This window comes from Mycobacteriales bacterium, from assembly GCA_035504215.1.
GTDB lineage: Bacteria > Actinomycetota > Actinomycetes > JAFAQI01 > JAFAQI01 > DATAUK01.
Window position 1 is genome coordinate 37,854 of the sequence record DATJSI010000085.1, and the last position, 15,606, is coordinate 53,459.

Annotated in this window: 13 protein-coding genes and 1 pseudogene; 11 read left to right on the forward strand and 3 right to left on the reverse strand. The window is 69.2% G+C overall.

Translation table 11 applies throughout. The features are described 5' to 3' along the window. The first annotated feature begins 38 nt into the window (after positions 1 to 38). The 10 genes from VME70_10265 to VME70_10310 are packed head-to-tail and all read left to right on the forward strand — an operon-like array spanning position 39 to position 9,440. A complete protein-coding gene (locus VME70_10265) occupies positions 39 to 707 on the forward strand; it encodes a VC0807 family protein (GenBank protein HTW20581.1) in 669 nt (222 codons plus the stop codon). A 9-nt stretch (positions 708 to 716) separates the two neighbouring features. Beyond that, entirely contained in the window at positions 717 to 2,777 is a 2,061-nt protein-coding gene (locus tag VME70_10270; protein HTW20582.1) for a glycosyltransferase family A protein, read from the forward strand. Between the two features lie 34 nt (positions 2,778 to 2,811). Continuing rightward, positions 2,812 to 3,483: a hypothetical protein gene (locus tag VME70_10275; GenBank protein ID HTW20583.1), complete on the forward strand. Its 672-nt coding sequence runs from the start codon at positions 2,812 to 2,814 to the stop codon at positions 3,481 to 3,483. A gap of 32 nt (positions 3,484 to 3,515) precedes the next feature. Next, on the forward strand, positions 3,516 to 5,165 hold the full coding sequence (locus VME70_10280; GenBank protein ID HTW20584.1) for a substrate-binding domain-containing protein: 1,650 nt from the start codon (positions 3,516 to 3,518) through the stop codon (positions 5,163 to 5,165). 2 nt (positions 5,166 to 5,167) lie between these two features. Beyond that, on the forward strand, positions 5,168 to 6,430 hold the full coding sequence (locus VME70_10285; protein ID HTW20585.1) for a PKD domain-containing protein: 1,263 nt from the start codon (positions 5,168 to 5,170) through the stop codon (positions 6,428 to 6,430). A gap of 10 nt (positions 6,431 to 6,440) precedes the next feature. Next, entirely contained in the window at positions 6,441 to 7,067 is a 627-nt protein-coding gene (locus tag VME70_10290) for a MotA/TolQ/ExbB proton channel family protein (protein ID HTW20586.1), read from the forward strand. Beyond that, positions 7,064 to 7,387, forward strand: a complete 324-nt coding sequence (locus tag VME70_10295; GenBank protein ID HTW20587.1) for a DUF2149 domain-containing protein — start codon at positions 7,064 to 7,066, stop codon at positions 7,385 to 7,387. Before VME70_10290 ends, VME70_10295 begins: the two co-directional genes overlap by 4 nt. A 22-nt stretch (positions 7,388 to 7,409) precedes the next feature. Next, positions 7,410 to 8,129: an ABC transporter permease gene (locus VME70_10300; protein ID HTW20588.1), complete on the forward strand. Its 720-nt coding sequence runs from the start codon at positions 7,410 to 7,412 to the stop codon at positions 8,127 to 8,129. Continuing rightward, a complete protein-coding gene (locus VME70_10305) occupies positions 8,126 to 9,055 on the forward strand; it encodes an ABC transporter ATP-binding protein (GenBank protein ID HTW20589.1) in 930 nt (309 codons plus the stop codon). The genes VME70_10300 and VME70_10305 overlap by 4 nt, the downstream gene beginning before the upstream one ends. A gap of 10 nt (positions 9,056 to 9,065) precedes the next feature. Further along, complete coding sequence (locus tag VME70_10310; protein ID HTW20590.1) at positions 9,066 to 9,440, forward strand: TOBE domain-containing protein; 375 nt, start codon at positions 9,066 to 9,068, stop codon at positions 9,438 to 9,440. Here the strand turns inward: VME70_10310 and VME70_10315 are convergent. The 3 genes from VME70_10315 to VME70_10325 all read right to left on the reverse strand — a co-directional run bounded on the left by VME70_10315 (position 9,342) and on the right by VME70_10325 (position 12,746). Then, a complete protein-coding gene (locus VME70_10315) occupies positions 9,342 to 9,983 on the reverse strand; it encodes a DUF5317 family protein (protein HTW20591.1) in 642 nt (213 codons plus the stop codon). The genes VME70_10310 and VME70_10315 overlap by 99 nt on opposite strands. 7 nt (positions 9,984 to 9,990) lie before the next feature. Continuing rightward, a complete protein-coding gene (locus VME70_10320; GenBank protein HTW20592.1) occupies positions 9,991 to 12,018 on the reverse strand; it encodes a bifunctional diguanylate cyclase/phosphodiesterase in 2,028 nt (675 codons plus the stop codon). A gap of 518 nt (positions 12,019 to 12,536) precedes the next feature. Continuing rightward, on the reverse strand, positions 12,537 to 12,746 hold the full coding sequence (locus VME70_10325; GenBank protein ID HTW20593.1) for a TOBE domain-containing protein: 210 nt from the start codon (positions 12,744 to 12,746) through the stop codon (positions 12,537 to 12,539). A gap of 453 nt (positions 12,747 to 13,199) precedes the next feature. On the opposite strand from VME70_10325, the pseudogene VME70_10330 reads away from it, so the two are divergent. Further along, positions 13,200 to 15,587, forward strand: a pseudogene (locus VME70_10330) (EAL domain-containing protein). Positions 15,588 to 15,606 lie beyond the last annotated feature (19 nt).

The window sequence follows — 15,606 nt, forward strand, 5'->3', positions numbered from 1 at the left end:
AGTTCAAGCCCTTCAGGTTGAGCACCGACACTTCAGCCATGAGCGAGCACCCGAGCGACACCTCGGCCGTCGAACGGCCTCGCCTCGGCGCGATCATGCGCCACCTCGGCCTCAGCATCCTGATGGCCAACATCATCCCCAGCGCGCTGTTCTACCTCTGCCTGGTGGCCGGAAATGTGTGGACCGCACTGATCGCCGCCCTGGTCTGGTGCTACGGATCGATGGCCTGGCGATGGAGCACCCGGCGCCGGGCCTCCGGCCTGTTGCTGCTCACCGTCGTCGGCCTGACCGCGAAGACCGCGTTGGCGCTCGCCAGCCACAGCACGTTCCTCTACTTCCTGCAGCCGGCGATCACCGACTGGGCAGTCGCGGCGATGTTCCTGCTCTCGCTGAAGACCGCCCGCCCGATCGTCGGCCGGCTGGCCGGTGACTTCTTCCCGATGAGCGAGGACGTCGCCTCGCGGCCGCGGATCCAGCGCTTGTTCTGGCAGCTGACGCTGTTCTGGGCGTTCATCTGCCTCGCGAAGGCGGTGGTGACGGTCTGGCTGCTGGAGTCGCTCCCGCTGGTGACCTTCGTCGCGATGAAGGAAGTCGCCGTCCTTGCCATGATTCTCGTCGGAACGGGTATCACGGTCGCAGCGGCCGTGCGGGTCGCCCGGTCCGAGGGGCTGCTGCACGTCGGATTGCCGCTGACGCCTGCTGGGTAGCCTCGGGTCGTGGACCCGCGGCCTGTCGGCGGGCGTGTCGCTGTCAGCGTGATCGTCCCCGTATTCAACCCAGGCTCGTCGATCGAGGTCTGTATCGACTCGTTGCTGGCTCAGAGCCTGCCCCCTGAACAGTACGAAGTGGTTTTCGTCGACGACGGGTCGACGGACGCTGCACCGGGCCGCCTGGACGAGGTCGCGGATAAGGCTGCCAACGTGCGGGTGTTCCATGAGCCACCTTCGGGCTGGCCGGGTCGGCCGCGCAACATCGGGATCGACAACGCGGTGGGCGACTACGTCTTCTTCTGCGACCAGGACGACTGGCTCGCACCCGAAGCATTGGCACGCATGGCTGACTTCGCGGACTCCGCCGGCGCGGACGTTCTCAACGCGAAGACCATCGGCCACCACCGCGCGGTGCCGCGAAGTCTCTACCGAGAGAACGACACCAACGCGACGTTATGGACGCGTCCGTTGATGTCGAGCCTGTCGCCGCACAAGCTCTTTCGCCGCAGCTTCCTCGACGAGCACGGCCTGCGGTTCCCGGAGGGCAGGCGCCGGCTCGAGGACCACGTGCTCGTCGTCCGCGCGTACTTTCTCGCCAAACGCATCGCGATCCTCGCCGACTACCCGTGCTACCACCATGTCCGCCGACCGGGGGACGCCAACGCTGCCTACAGCGTGCCCGATCCGGCCGCTTACTACGGCTATCTCCGCGAGGTGCTCGACATCATCGAGGCGCACACCGAGCCCGGACCGGGTCGCGACGTACTGCTCGAGCGTCCCTTCACCCACGAGATGCTCGACTGGCTCAGCCATCCGAGACGCGTGGGGGCCGTGTCGCAGGACTACTACGAGCGGCGGTTCCGGGAGGTCCGAAACCTGATGCTCGAGCGGTTCGCCCCCAGCTTCGCCGACCGGCTCGCCCTGGTGTACCGGGTCCGAGCCGGGCTGGTCCGGGACGACCGGTACGACCGGTTGAAGGACGTGAACACCGCCTTCCGGCGGTTGCACGGCCGGGCCGTGCTCAGGTCGCTGCGCTGGGACAGCGACCGCTGGCGAGCCGAGATCGAGGCGACGGCGGTCCTCGAGGACGGTACGCCGATCAGCTTTGCCCCGACCGAGGACGGCCGGCTGCTCGTCGATCCACGGTTGCTGCCCGCGGATCTGCGTGCGAAGTTCCCGGTCGCGATCGAGCACGGCGTGCTCGCCGGGCAGGCTGAGGTGGTCGTCGTCGAGCGTGCGTCCCACGAGGAGTGGTTCGTTCCGGCGCAGCTGCAGGCCGAGCTCCGCGAGATTCCGGACCAGCCGGGGTCGAATCGCCACGTGGTGATCCGCGGGTCGGCCGAGTTCGACCCCTCGACGCTGGCCGGCGGGCGACCGCTCGCCAACGGGGTATGGGATGTCCTCGTCCGGTTCGTCAGCCTGGGTGTCGAGCTCAGGGCGCGGCTGGCGTCGGACGCCGAAACCCAGCGCCCGCTGCCGTCGGCGGCGGTGATCGGGCCGAGGCCGGTCACCGTCATCCCGTACCTGACCGAGGGTCGCAGCACGCTCGCCTTCGATGTCGGGCAGCGGGTGCACACGTTGGTCGAGTCGGTCCTGTCCCGGCCGATCGGCACGGCGGTCATCGCACGGGACGAGGTGTGGGCACCCGTCGAGGTGGACGTCGCGCCGCAGGCCTCTCAGCGGTCCTTGAGACTCCAGCTCCGTGGCGGCGACGCCGTGGTGGGGCGCTGCGAGGCAGCCGTCGTCGCCGGGCCGGACGGAGCCCGACTGCGGATGGGGAGGGTGCCGAAACCGACGTCCGGCGGTACTCGGCTCTCGCACGGCGCCGGTCGCTACTCGGTGACCATGCAGTCGCGCGCCCGCGACGAGCCATCGCTGGTAGGCGTCGTCGACATCAACCGGATCGGCCGCATCGTCGCGGCCGACTTCAGCGCGGCGCAGCGCGCGGCGGTCGTGGCGCTACCCGGCGGGTTCGGCAAGGTCGGGCCGTTCATGCGCGTGGTGAAGGCGATCCGGCGCCGGGTGGCTCGGCTGAGGCATTCTCGACAGCGCACCATGCCTATGTAATACGTTGGCACGTCACCTGCGCTGAGGAGGCGTCGTGCGAATCGGTGGACGGGTTCCCGTAGTCCTTGCGGCGGCCGCCGCGCTCACGCTGATCGGAGGGGTGGCCGGCGCCGCGGTCGCCTCCCACTCGTCGTCCGCGAAGGCGTGCGTCACGTCGAGTGGCGCGCTGCGGCTTCGATCCGGAGGCAAGTGCGCGACCGGTGAGAAGGCGATCACGCTCGACTCCCGGGGCCCGGCCGGTGCTCGCGGGCCGCGCGGTCCCCGGGGACCGGCCGGTGCCGACGGCGACGCCGTACGGATCGACTTCAGCCAGACCGATCCCGAAGCCAGCACCGTCACCCATGCACTAGCCACGTCCGGGCCGGCGACCCTGATCGCGTCGTGTCAGGGGACCGCGGCGACGACCACGTCACTCGTGCTGACCCTGAACGGCGGGACGGATCCACTCAGCTACACCGCATCCGTCGTCTCGAGTCCGGTGGACGACGGCACGACGCCGGCGGCCGCCGTGCTCGACCAAGGGTCGAGCGCATCCCTGACGACCACGTCACTGCCGACGCTCACCACGACGTCGTCGGTGTCCGACATTGTCACGATCGTCATCGCAGCCCAGAGCGGTGAGCAGATCACCGGAACCCTCGACGTCGAGCTCAGCACCGCGGACAGCCCGGCTTGCGCGGTCAACGGAACGTTGGCCTCGGCATGACGGGGGGCCGGAACGAAGAAAGGGTCCCAACAATGAACACTCGATCCCGGCGTCGCGCCGCCCTCGCGTCGATCGCCTCGCTGGTCGCGCTCGGTGGCGCCGCGCTGGTTCCGGCGGCTGCACACGCCGACACTTCCTCGACGGTCACCGTCGTCGGGACCAGTGATGTCTTCGACTCCGATCTCATGCAGCAGGTGATCAAGCCGGGCTTCGAGAAGGCGTATCCGCAGTACACGTTGAACTACGTCAGCCAGGGCACCGGTGCGGCCATCAGCTATGCCGAAGCCGGTACGGCGAGCGCGCTGCTCGTCCACGCTGCGTCACTGGAGAACCAGTTCGTGGCGTCGGGCTACTCCTACGAGCAGTACGGCCGGGCGATCTTCTACGGCGACTACGTCTTGTTGGGGCCGGCATCGGATCCCGCCGGCGTGATGAGCGGCGGCAACCCTGCGCACAACATCGTGGACGCGTTCCAGAGGATCGCGGCCGCCGGCCAGGACGGAAACGTCAACTACGTCTCGCGCGGCGGCACCCCGGGTACGACCGTCGAGGAGCACACGATCTGGGGTCTCACCACGGGCGTCACGACCTGCCCGGTCAGCACGGCGAACGGCGGCGGCGCGGTTCCGAACGCGGACAGCAACTGCGCGTCACCAACGCTGCCGTCGTGGTATCACACGACCGGACTCACGCAGGGCCCGAACGTCGTGAACGCCGACGCATGCAACTACACCGGCGGGAACTGCTACGTCCTGACCGACCGTGCGACCTTCCAGTACCTCGAGTCGGAGGGTGCGCTCAGCAACCTGCACGTGGTCGACAACGACCCGAACACCGGGCCGGGTGGCGCCAATCTGTTGGTGAACTCGTTCCACGCATATGCGATCAACCCCGCGGCGTTCAGCTCCGACCCGAACGTGCACATCAACCTGCAGGGCGCGCTGGCCTTCCTCGACTGGCTCACCTCGCCCACCGGGCAGACCGCCGTCAACAACTACCAGGCGAACGACCCGGGCGGACGGTCGTTCAAGGAGGATGCGGCCCCCGCGTTGTCCGCAACCGCCGCCTCGACATCAGTGAAGGGCGGTCACAAGCTGACGATCACCGGGTCGTTGAGTAACAAGGTCCCGGGCACGCCTCCGCTAGCCGGCGTGCAGGTGACGCTGTCCGCGACTCCGACCGGCGGCAAGGCAGCTCTCGCAGCCACGACAACGACCAGTGCGAGCGGCAAGTTCACGTTCCACTACGTGCCGACGGGGACTGCGTCGTACACCGTTTCCAGCCCGCAGATCAGCCAGGTCGAGATCCCGGCGTCGGCGTCCTTCGGCCCGCTGTACGGCGACATCCTGCAGCCGACCTCGGCGAAGGTTAAGGGCACGATCCATGTCGTCGGCGCGGTGGCGATCTCTTCGGCCAAGGCGCGCAAGGGCGTTGTCACGATCAGGGGCGGTCTGTCGCCCGCGGTCAGTGGCTCTGGCGCGAAATTGCGCATTTACGCAGGGCATGCCTCGGCGTCCGGCGAGCGGGTGGTCAGGACAGTGGCGCTGAAGCACGGGGCAAAGCGCTTCACCGTGAAGATCAAGCTCGCACGCGGGAGGACCTGGAAGGTTAGGGTCAAGTACGTGAATGCCGGCGTGATCGTCGCAGGTTCGTCTGCGACGAAGTCGGTGCACGTGACCTGAGCATGCCGCGTACCTTGCTTCGCCGAGCACTGGCGGTGGTGCTGGCGCTCGGCGGGGTGGTCGCCGTTGCGATGCCTGCTGCGGCCGCGGAGTCCTGCCCGACCGGTGACCCGTGTATCGCGGTCCACCTGCAAGGTGGCACGAAGTACGTGACGGCGACCCAGATCACCAGCGAGGCCACGGCGGCGGCAGACGCAGATGCCGCCAACGCGGTTCAGGACGTCCAGTACCCGGAGACGGCAACGGTCGCCGGGCCGTACGTCGCACTCGGCCTGTCCGAGAACGCCTTGCTGGCCGACCTGCTCGGCTCGTCCGCCTCGGGGGTGACCTTCACCGAGCTGACCCGTCCCTACGACGGAAGCCACTCCTTGCTGCAGGCATCCGCCGGTGACCTGTCCGCACCCTCGAGCTTTGTCGGCGGCTTGCTGCCCGTCTTCTACGTCGACGGCCCGCAGATCCTCTACGCGCGCCCGATTCGGAGCTCCTCGGACAACGCGGCGGCCGACGACGAGATCGAAAGCGCCCAGGGCGGCCCGCTCGACCTATATGTCCACACCGGCCCGCTCCTCACGGTGACCGCCTCCGCCGATCCGATGACGGCGAAGGTAGGCCAGTCGATCACCCTCGACGCGTCCAGCAGCGGCGACAGCGTCACGCCGACGTACACGTGGCGGCTGTTCCCGAGCGACCAGAAGATCGGGGTGGGGGCACGGATCACCCATGCCTTCGCCGTCGCGGGCACCTACGAGGTCTTGCTGAGCGCGCAGGGAGCGGATGACTCCGGCGGCTTCGCCGACCCGCTGTTCGTGACGGTAGGGCACGCGCGGGTGTCGCCATCGCACTCCCCGAGCCCGGGCGGGAGCCGCACGCCGACCCCGAGCCCGTCGTTGCATCCGAGCAGTACGCCGAGCCCGTCCACGAGTGCTCTGGGCGGGCGGTCCGGTGGGTCTACGCGGTCGCCGAGCCCTGGAACGAGCGGATCGGGCGTTGCGTCCGGCCGATCAACGCCGCCTCCTAGCAGCCTTGCCGGCCGTCCGGTCGTGAGCGGCCGGTTGATCGGCCAGGGTGTCGCGCTGCTCAGCGCCCCGAGTGCTCCCGCCGTCGGGACCCAGGCCGAGGGATCGGCGGCCACGCCGCTCTCGTCGGGTTGGCGCGTGAGCTCCGCTGCGGCGGCGATCGCCGCGATAATGCTGCTGTTCGGCCTGGGGGCGGCACGTGAGCTGCGCTGGGCGAGGCGGCGGAGAAGCGCGGTGAGACAGCATTGAGGCCGGCGCCGTGACCCATGCCATCGAGCAAGCCATCTTCGACGTCGCGCGCTCGCTCGAGGTGCCGGTTCTCATCCTCGCGCTGATCGCCCTCGCGGGTGTCATCGTCGAGCTCGGCGGCTTCGCGGTCGAGCTGCGCACTCGCCAGCGGCGCCGCTTCCCGCGGCTCTCGACGGCGGCGGCCGATGCGCAGAAGGCGATCGCGGACGGCGACCGGTCCATCGCCAAGACCGCGCTCGGCGCGGTCGCCTGGAGCGGCGCGATGGCAGCGACCTTCGACACGATCGCCGACCAGGCCGGCGAGCCGGGAGCCGACACGCGAATCGCGAAGGCGCTTGCCGACTTCGACTTCGACTCGCAGCGCCGGCTGGCGCGCACCCGCCTGCTGGTCAGGGCCGGCCCGGCACTCGGCCTGATGGGCACCCTGATCCCGCTCTCGCCCGCCCTGGAGGGACTGCGCAACGGCAACACCACCGCACTCAGCCAGAACCTGCGGGTGGCATTCAGTGTGACGGTGCTCGGCCTGCTCATCGGAGCGATCGCGTTTGCCTTGTCGCTGTACCGCGACCGGATGTACGGGCAGGACCTGTCCGACCTCGAGTACGTCGCGGCCGTTCTCACGGACGAGCGGCGATGATCAAGGTCACGCCGCGTGCGCGGCTGCGCGAGGACCGCGCCGGCGACCCGCTCGACGGGTTGGTCAACCTCTTCGACCTCGGAATCGTGCTCGCGGTCGCGTTCCTGTTGGCCGCACTTGCCTCGCTCAATCTGACCAAGGCGTTCACCAAGAACGGCCTGCATCCGGTCAGCCCGAATACGATCACCATCTCGCCGGGCCAGACCGTGCACACGCTTCCTAGTCCTGGAGCCAAGACGATCGGGCCGGGCGTCAAGGTCGGCACGGTGTACCGGTTGCCGTCCGGGAAGCTGGTGTACGTAACCGGCCCGGCGAAGTGACCGCTCCGCCGGGCAGTGCGCGGTGACGTTCATCTGGCGCGGGTTTCGGCAGGCCTGGCATCTCATCGTCTCGGGCGACCCGAACCTTCGGCACGTCACGTGGGTCACGCTCGAGGTCGCGATCGTCGCCACAGTCGTGGCAGTCGTGCTCGGGCTGCCGTGCGGCCTTGTCCTCGGCCTCGGCCGGTTCCGCGGCCGCCGGCTCGGCATCGTGCTTGCCAATGCGGGGCTCGGGCTCCCGCCGGTCATGGTCGGGCTCGTGCTCGCGCTGCTGATGTTCCCGGAGGCACCACTCGGGCGCTTCCATCTCCTGTTCACGTTGCACGGCGTCTACATCGCGCAGTCGGTCCTGTCGTTCCCAGTCGTCGTGGCACTCAGCTGCTCGGCGCTCAGGGCGGTGCCGGAGGGTCTGCTCGACCAGGCGCGCGCGTTCGATGCGAGCCGGCGACAGTTATGGGTGCTCGCGCTGCGCGAGGCGCGGGTCGGCGTGCTCACGGCCGTGATCGCGGCAGTCGGGTCGGCGTTGTCCGAGGTCGGCGCCGTCGTACTCGTCGGTGGCAACATCTACGGCAACGACCAAACCCTCGCCAGCGCAACGATCTTTGCCGTCGACCAGGCTCAGTTTGCTTACGCGATGGCGCTCGGCATCATCCTGCTCGGCTTGATCCTGGTGGTCGCGGCGGCGCTGACCTTCGTCCAGCAGGGCTCGGCGGCACGCGTCCGTATCCGGCCGCCGTCATGACCCGATCACAGGTGGTGCTGCGGGTCAGCGGCCTGTCCGTACGCCGCCAGGGCGCCGAAGTCGTGCGCAACGTGAGCCTGGACATCGGTGCCGGCGAGGTCGTCGCGGTGCTGGGGCCGAACGGAGCGGGAAAGAGCACGCTGCTCGCGGCGATCGCCGGAGTGCTCGCACCGGCGGCCGGCGACGTGCAGCGCAACGGCCGGATCGCGACCGCGATGCAGTCCCCGGACCTCGCCCGCCGCTCCGCGCTGGCCAACGTCGAGCTGGCCCTTGCGTGGTGGGGCGTCCCGCGGCGTGAGCGGAGGAGCCGCGCTCACGCGGCGCTGGACGCGATGCAGGCAACGCACCTGGCCGATCGGGCGGCCGCCGCGATGTCAGGTGGCGAGCGGCGGCGGGTGCACATCGCGCGCGCGCTCGCACTGCGCCCCGATCTGCTCGTTCTCGACGAGCCGTTCGCGGGGCTCGACTCGCTGAGCCGCGGCGCGCTGCTCGACGACACCGCCTCCGTGCTTCGCGACCCGGACCGCGCCGCTCTGATCGTCGTGCACGACCGGTCCGAGGCATGGGCGCTCGCCGACCGGCTCGTCGTCCTGCTCGACGGCAGAGTCGCCGCGATGGGCCGCCCGAAGGAGGTGCTCGACGCGCCGCCAACGGCGCCGGTGGCTCGCTTTCTCGGCTTCAGCGGCCGGATCCGCCAGGGGGACGGCTGGCTGCTCACGCGGCCCAGCCACGTGTCCGTCCAACCGGACGGGCCGTTCGCTGCCGTCGTACGCCGCCAGGTGCCGGTCGAGGACGGCGTTCGGCTCGCGCTCGACGTCGAGGGGGGTGAGCTCTGGACGGTCGTCGCAGAACCCGGTCCGGGTGTGGGTGCCTCCGTGCGCGTGTGCGTCAACGGGGGAGTACGTTTCCCCGCCGACGGCGAATAGGGTTGGGGACGTGCCCGAGCTGCTGCGCATCGGCGAGGTTTCCAAGGCGCTCGGCGTGAGCATCGACACGTTGCGCCGGTGGGAGGCGGACGGGCGGGTCAAGTTCGTGCGCCGGGGCAACCAGCGCATGCTGCCGGCCAACCAGCTCGGCAAGCTGCTGCGCTCGCAGGCGGGGGCGACCAATCGCTCGAGCGCGCGCAACCGGATGAGCGGCATCGTCGTGTCGGTCGACCGCGACGGTGTCATGGCGAAGGTCGAGATGGCGTGCGGCGACTACCGCATCGTGTCACTGATGAGCCGGGAGGCGGCCGACGACCTCAAGCTCGAGCCCGGCGTGTTCGCAACCGCTGTCGTCAAGGCCACGAACGTCATCGTCGATCGCTGACTCGCCGGTCTTCTCGGCAACGGGTGCGGGTCGGTGGGTGACTCGCATGACGAGCACCAGCGCCCCTGAGAGCAACACCAGATCGCCCACGCTCAACATGTTCTGGAACGGCAGCCACGACGGCGTGACCATGATGTCGCCGAGCCACGCCAGATGCGGATGGGCAACGACGCCGGAGTTCTGGAAGCCGACCCGCGGATGGATGCCCGCTGCGTGCAGTGCCCCTGCCGACGCCGGCAGGGTGCCGTCGTTGACCGTGATCGCGAGCGCGTTGGCGCCGGCTCCCAGTGCGATCAGCAGCATCCCCGGCAGCCGGCGGTTCGCCCAGACGACGGCAGCGAGCATTCCGTACGACGCGATGTGCGCACCCACCGCGATGCCGTGCGGCATCCCGGGCCAGATCGTGATGATGAGGACCTGGACGGCGAGGGCGACCAGCGCCAGCGGAACCCATCGAAGCCGGATCTCGGCCAGCCGGCGCAGGTTGCCGCCGGTCAGCGGGACCATGACGACGATCAGAAGCGCGCAGAAGCCGAGAAACATCGCTCGCTCACAACACCTGGAGCTTCGGCCGGGTGGAGACCACGGTGGTCTCGTCGCGCTGGTTGAGCCAGGCGTTGAAGGCCTCCGCCGTCAATGGCCGGGCCAACCGGTATCCCTGGATCGAATCGCAGTCGATCGATGCGAGCAACGCCCACGCGGCGTCCGACTCGACGCCTTCGGCCGTGACCTCGAGTCCGAAGCGGTGACCGAGGTCGACGATCGCGCGGACCAGGATCTCGTCCTTCGGGTCCTCGCCGAGGTCGGCCACGAAGGACCGGTCGATCTTGATCTCGTCGACCGGCAGGCTCTTCAGGTAGGCCATCGACGAGTAGCCGGTTCCGAAGTCGTCGATCGCGATCCGGCATCCGAGCCGGCGCAGGTTGGCCATCTGTCGAAGGTTCTGCTCGCGCTCGCTTACCATGTCGGACTCGGTGAGCTCGAGCGTCAGCCAGGACGGGTCGACGCCGCTGCGCTGCAGCGCGCTGTGCACCCGCTCGACGAAACGGACGTCGTGCATCGTGCGCGGCGAGACGTTCATCGACAGGCCGATCTCGCGGCCGGCCCGATGCCAGGCGGAGAGATGGGCAAGAGACTGCTCGAGCAGGGCGTAGGTGAGCGTGTCGAGCATGCCGGCGCCTTCGGCGATGTCGATGAACTCGTCCGGTGACAGCACGCCCGCGTGCGTATGCCGCCAACGGGCGAGGGCCTCGACGCCGACGACCTGCCCGGTGATCGCGTGACACATCGGCTGGTAGAGCGGGAAGACCTCGCCGGACTCGATGCCGCGGTGCAGGTCCGCGACGAGCGACAGGCGTTCGACCGAGTGATCGTCCCGTGAGCCGTCGTAGATCATGATGCTGCCGCGGGCGGACTTCGCGTCGTACAACGCGACGTCGGCACGTTTGAGCAGCAGGTCCTCGTCCGCACCGTCGCGCGGAGCCAGCGCGATGCCGACGCTGCACTGCGCCGAGAGATCCGCGCCGGCGAGCGGGAAGGTCTGGTCGAACGCGTCCCGCAACCGCGCCGCGACGTCGATCGCGGCCGCCTCGCTGTCGACGTGGTAGGCGAGGATGGCGAACTCGTCGCCGCCGAGCCGGGCGATGAAGTCGCCCGCGCGCAGGGCGCCACGCAGCCGGCTCGAGACCTCGACCAGCAGCCGGTCACCCGCGTAGTGGCCCAGCGTGTCGTTGATCTCCTTGAAGTGGTCGAGGTCGACCAGCATGACCGCAACCGGCACCTGGGCGAGGTGCTCGCAGGCCTGCTTCAGCCGCATCAGCAACGAGGTGCGGTTCGGCAGCTCGGTCAGCGCGTCGTGCAGCGCCTCGTGCTCGCGCTCGGAGGCCAACCGCGCACTGCGGTGAACGGCGACCAGCGGCACCATCAGCAACGGCAGAGCGGCGACCGACCATGCGAGTGACTGTGCGACAACCGGTGCCAGTGCAAGCAGGACACCGTCGGTCGGGATGTGCGACCGGAAGTCGGCGAGGACGAGCCGGCGGATCGGCATGCGGGTCGCAAGCGCGACCGCGATGCCGGTCAGGCCGTTGTTCAGAACGAAGAAGGCCGCACAGCTCAGCAGGGCGGCCGGAAGCTGGGTGGGTGCGAAAGGCGTCGGATGGCCGAACGCCGACTGGCCGACCATCGCGGTGAAGACGGTGCGGGTCGCCAGCAGCGCGAGGGTGTACTGCGCGACGTTGAACACCAAGCGGTCCCATGCGCGGCGCTTGCGGGCCTCGTCGACGAACAGCGCCAGGGCCTGGGCCGCGCAGGCGACACCTGGATCGGTGAGGAACAACAGCGCTACGGCGATGGTGCTTGAAATCGACAGCTCGTCACCGGCGTCGGCGCCGCGGGAGACGGGGATCGGGCGCAGCTCACCGATCACGAGGAACGCACAGGCAACGACCAGAGCGGGGAGCCGGCTGCCGAGATTGGTCCACGGGACTCGTGCGCACGACACGGCCAGCAGTGGGATGCCCAGTAGAGAGACCGCGGCCATGTAGGCGCGAAGCCATGATCGCTGGGGTGGTGTCACCGTCATTCCTGCCCGTGAGAGTGATGGAGTCAGGTGTCCGCGTGGGCGACGGACGACCCGACAGTGCTGTCTAGAACTTGTGGCCGGCCGGGATGGCCGAACCACGAGAACCGACGCTGTCGGTTCCCTTGGATGTGGTTACCGTGTCCACGGCTAACCCCCTTCTCGTGGTCTGAGTGATGAGGAAGCCGCCGGTCAGAACTTCCAGCCGGCACCGCCCACTGTCACAACCGTCACGACAGCGGTAGCAGCGATGGCCAGCCGGGTGAGCATGCTACGCACAGATAAAGCACCCCCTCTCCCCGCGCGAGATTGGTTTATCAAGAATCGCAACGGTTACTTACGAACGCACTCGCCCATCCGGCGCATTCGGCGGGGCCAATGGCGCAACCGGGGACTCGCCTAGCACATCCCGCTTCGATACGGCTCGGCCATGACGGTGAAACCCGCGACCGTGACCCACCCGCGAATCCGGCGATCACTCAGGCGAAGGCTGCGGTCGTCCGTGCTGGTCCTTCTCAGTCGACGCCGAGCAAAACCTCGGTCGACTTGATGATTGCGGTGACCCGGCCGCCGGGCGCGAGCGCGAGCTCCTCAACCGCCTGCTTGGTCACGGAGGCGGTCACCTGCTGGCCACCATCGAGGTCGACCGTGACGATCGTCATCACGGCACCGACGTCGATCGACGACACCGTGCCGGTGAGCTGGTTGCGAGCGGACAGGCGCATGGCTGCCTCCGGTTGCGGGCGATGCGCCCGAGCGTAGACGGCCGCGTCTGACCTGCGCGGAGGACGCCCGGCGGGCGTTCGGACCTACGGCCCTATCGGGTTGGTGCCGATAGGGAAGAAATGCCCGACTTGGGCGGTCGATCGAGCGGGATGGAGGTCACCGTTCCGGTGAGGCGCGGGGCAACGCCGTCATCGCCCGCCGGCCGCAGCCACGATTTCGGGCTCGCCCCGCGGCTGGCGGGGCTCTTCCGCGCCCTGACCTGGGTGCTGCTCGTCGTCGGCGTCGCCGGCTCGGCGCTCGCGGCATCGGCCTGGCGCTCCAACGCGGATCACGACGCCCGGCACGCCTTCGACGTACGGTCCGCGGACGTTGCCGCCTCGGTGTCCTCATCGCTCGCGCGTCTCGACGACCTCACCGCCACCATGCGCGCCGCGATCTCGACCGACCCGACGATGACCACCAGCGAGTGGGCGCGGTGGTCGAGGGATCTGAGCGTCACGCACCGCTACCCGGGATCGCTCGGCCTGGCGTACGCGGAGGTAGTGCCGGCCGGCCGGCTGGCGGCCTACGAGCGAACCGTGCAGTCGGACCCGCCGGCGGGCGCCGGAGCGGTCAAGCGGTTCGTCATCACGCCGCCGGGAACCCGGGCCAGCTACTGCTTCATCCGCCTGCGCAGCGGCAAGAGCCTGCTGAGCGAGCTCCCTCCCGGCCTGGACCTCTGCGCGATCGGCGGCAGCTCGATCTTCACGAAGCCGCGGGACACCGGGCAGTTCCAGGTCACGCCGGTCGAGGTCGGCCCGGGTGACTCGGTGGCGGCGATCTTCGCTCCGGTCTATCGCAGCGGGACCGTCCCTCCGACGGTGCCGCTGCGGCGCGCCGAGTTCTCCGGCGTGGTCGGCGGGCTGTTCGACGTCCACGCCCTGCTGGCATCCGCCGTCGGGCGTTATGCCGGGTTGAGCGCGACCTTGTCCCGCCGCGACGTCGGTGTGCCGACGACCGCGGGCGCGGCAATGCCCGGACTGTCGAAGACGCTCGGGCGCACGAAAGGCGCGACGGTCGGATCGGTAGGAACGAAACCCCGCACCGCGGTTGTGTCGCGCAACGTGACCTTTGACTCCGACGGGTTCTGGACGATTCAGGTGTTGGGATCCGACGCGTCCGCCCTGCGCGCCGCGGACCGGCAGGCGCTGTTCGGCTTGGTGATCGGCATCCTGTTCACGCTGATGGCTTTCGCTCTCGCCCGCCTGCTCGTCCGTGGCCGCCAGCGCGCCCTCGACCTGGTCGCGACCCGGACCGCTGACCTGAGCACCTCCGAGAGCCGGTTCCGCTCGCTCGCGGCGGCGTCGTACATGGGGATTCTCGAGACCGACGGCGATGGCCGGTTCCGCTACGCCAACCGGCGCCTGGAGCGCATCCTCGGCCGCAGCGCAGAGGACATGACGGACCTCGGCTGGCTCTCGGCGTTCGCACCTGGCGATCGGGAGCGGTTGCTCGCTGAGCTCACCGGAGCGGTCGAGGGCCCCACCGGCGGCGTCGATGCACGGCTCGGCGACGACGACGGCTCCCGGTGGGTGCGGGTCACCACCGCTCAGATGGTGAAGGACGGCGTGCTCACCGGCTTCGTGTCGTCGGTGGAGGACGTGACCGAGGAGGTCGTCGCCACCGAGCGGCTCAAGGCGGCGGCGAAGCACGATTCCCTCACCGGGTTGCCGAACCGCGCCTACTTCCTCGAGCTGCTGGCCGACGGCCTTGCGGACATCAGGGCGCACGGCGGACAGTTCGCCGTACTGTTCATCGACCTCGACCGGTTCAAGCAGGTCAATGACACCCACGGCCATGCCGTCGGTGACGAGCTGCTCGTGGCGACCGCGGAACGGATCGCGCACGCGCTGCGCCCCGGAGACCGCGTGGCGCGGCTCGGCGGCGACGAGTTCGCCGTACTGATGAGGCAGGTCGACGAAGCCGGTGCGGTGGCGGTCGTGGACCGGCTGCAGGCCGCGGTGGCCCGGCCCTTCAGCTTCGGTACGGCGGACGCGATCATCGGCGCGAGCGTCGGCATGGTGCTGGTCGACGACCCGAGCGGTGACCCTGCGTCGATCCTGCAGGACGCCGACATGGCGATGTACCGCGCGAAGGAGGGGCTGTCCCGGTTCGAGATCTTCGACGTGTCGTTGCGTGCCAGCGTCCTCGAGCGGTTCGAGACCGAGCAGGCGTTGCGGGTCGCCCTCGACCGCGACGAGCTCGTGCTCTGCTACCAGCCGGTGGTCCGCCTTGCCGACCGGGATGTCGTCGGGGGAGAGGCGCTACTGCGCTGGAGGCACCCGACCCGCGGACTGCTCTATCCGGGGCGGTTCCTTCCGCTTGCCGAGACGACCGGTCTGGTCGTCCCGATCGGGGACTGGACGATGCGTACGGCGATGGCCGCCGCAGCCGATTGGCCCGCCGAGCGGGCGATGGCGGTGTCGATCAACTTCTCGGCGCAGCAGCTGACGTCGTCCAACTTGTTGCCCACCGTCGAGGACCTCCTGATGCGGCACTCGATCGAGCCCAGCCGGCTGTGTGTGGAAGTGCTCGAAACCCATCTGCTCGACAACGACAACATCAGCGTGCTCGCGGAGATGAAGCGACTCGGCGTACGAATCGCGATCGACGACTTCGGCAGCGGCTACAGCAGCCTGCTCTACCTCAAGCGGATGGCGGCGGACGTCATCAAGATCGACCGTGCCCTCGTCACTGACCTGGTCGACGGCGCGGATGACCGCGTGATCGTTGCAAAGGTGATCGAGCTCGCGCACGAGCTCGGCATGAGCGTCGTCGCGGAGGGCGTCGAGAGTGCGGCGCAGGCGGACATCCTGTGCG

Coding starts and splice junctions, on each gene's coding strand:
- VME70_10265 (HTW20581.1), top strand. CDS start 39: ATGAGCGAGCACCCGAGCGACACCTCGGCCGTCGAACGGCCTCGCCTC.
- VME70_10315 (HTW20591.1), bottom strand. CDS start 9,983: ATGTTTCTCGGCTTCTGCGCGCTTCTGATCGTCGTCATGGTCCCGCTG.
- VME70_10280 (HTW20584.1), top strand. CDS start 3,516: ATGAACACTCGATCCCGGCGTCGCGCCGCCCTCGCGTCGATCGCCTCG.
- VME70_10295 (HTW20587.1), top strand. CDS start 7,064: ATGATCAAGGTCACGCCGCGTGCGCGGCTGCGCGAGGACCGCGCCGGC.
- VME70_10305 (HTW20589.1), top strand. CDS start 8,126: ATGACCCGATCACAGGTGGTGCTGCGGGTCAGCGGCCTGTCCGTACGC.
- VME70_10285 (HTW20585.1), top strand. CDS start 5,168: ATGCCGCGTACCTTGCTTCGCCGAGCACTGGCGGTGGTGCTGGCGCTC.
- VME70_10325 (HTW20593.1), bottom strand. CDS start 12,746: ATGCGCCTGTCCGCTCGCAACCAGCTCACCGGCACGGTGTCGTCGATC.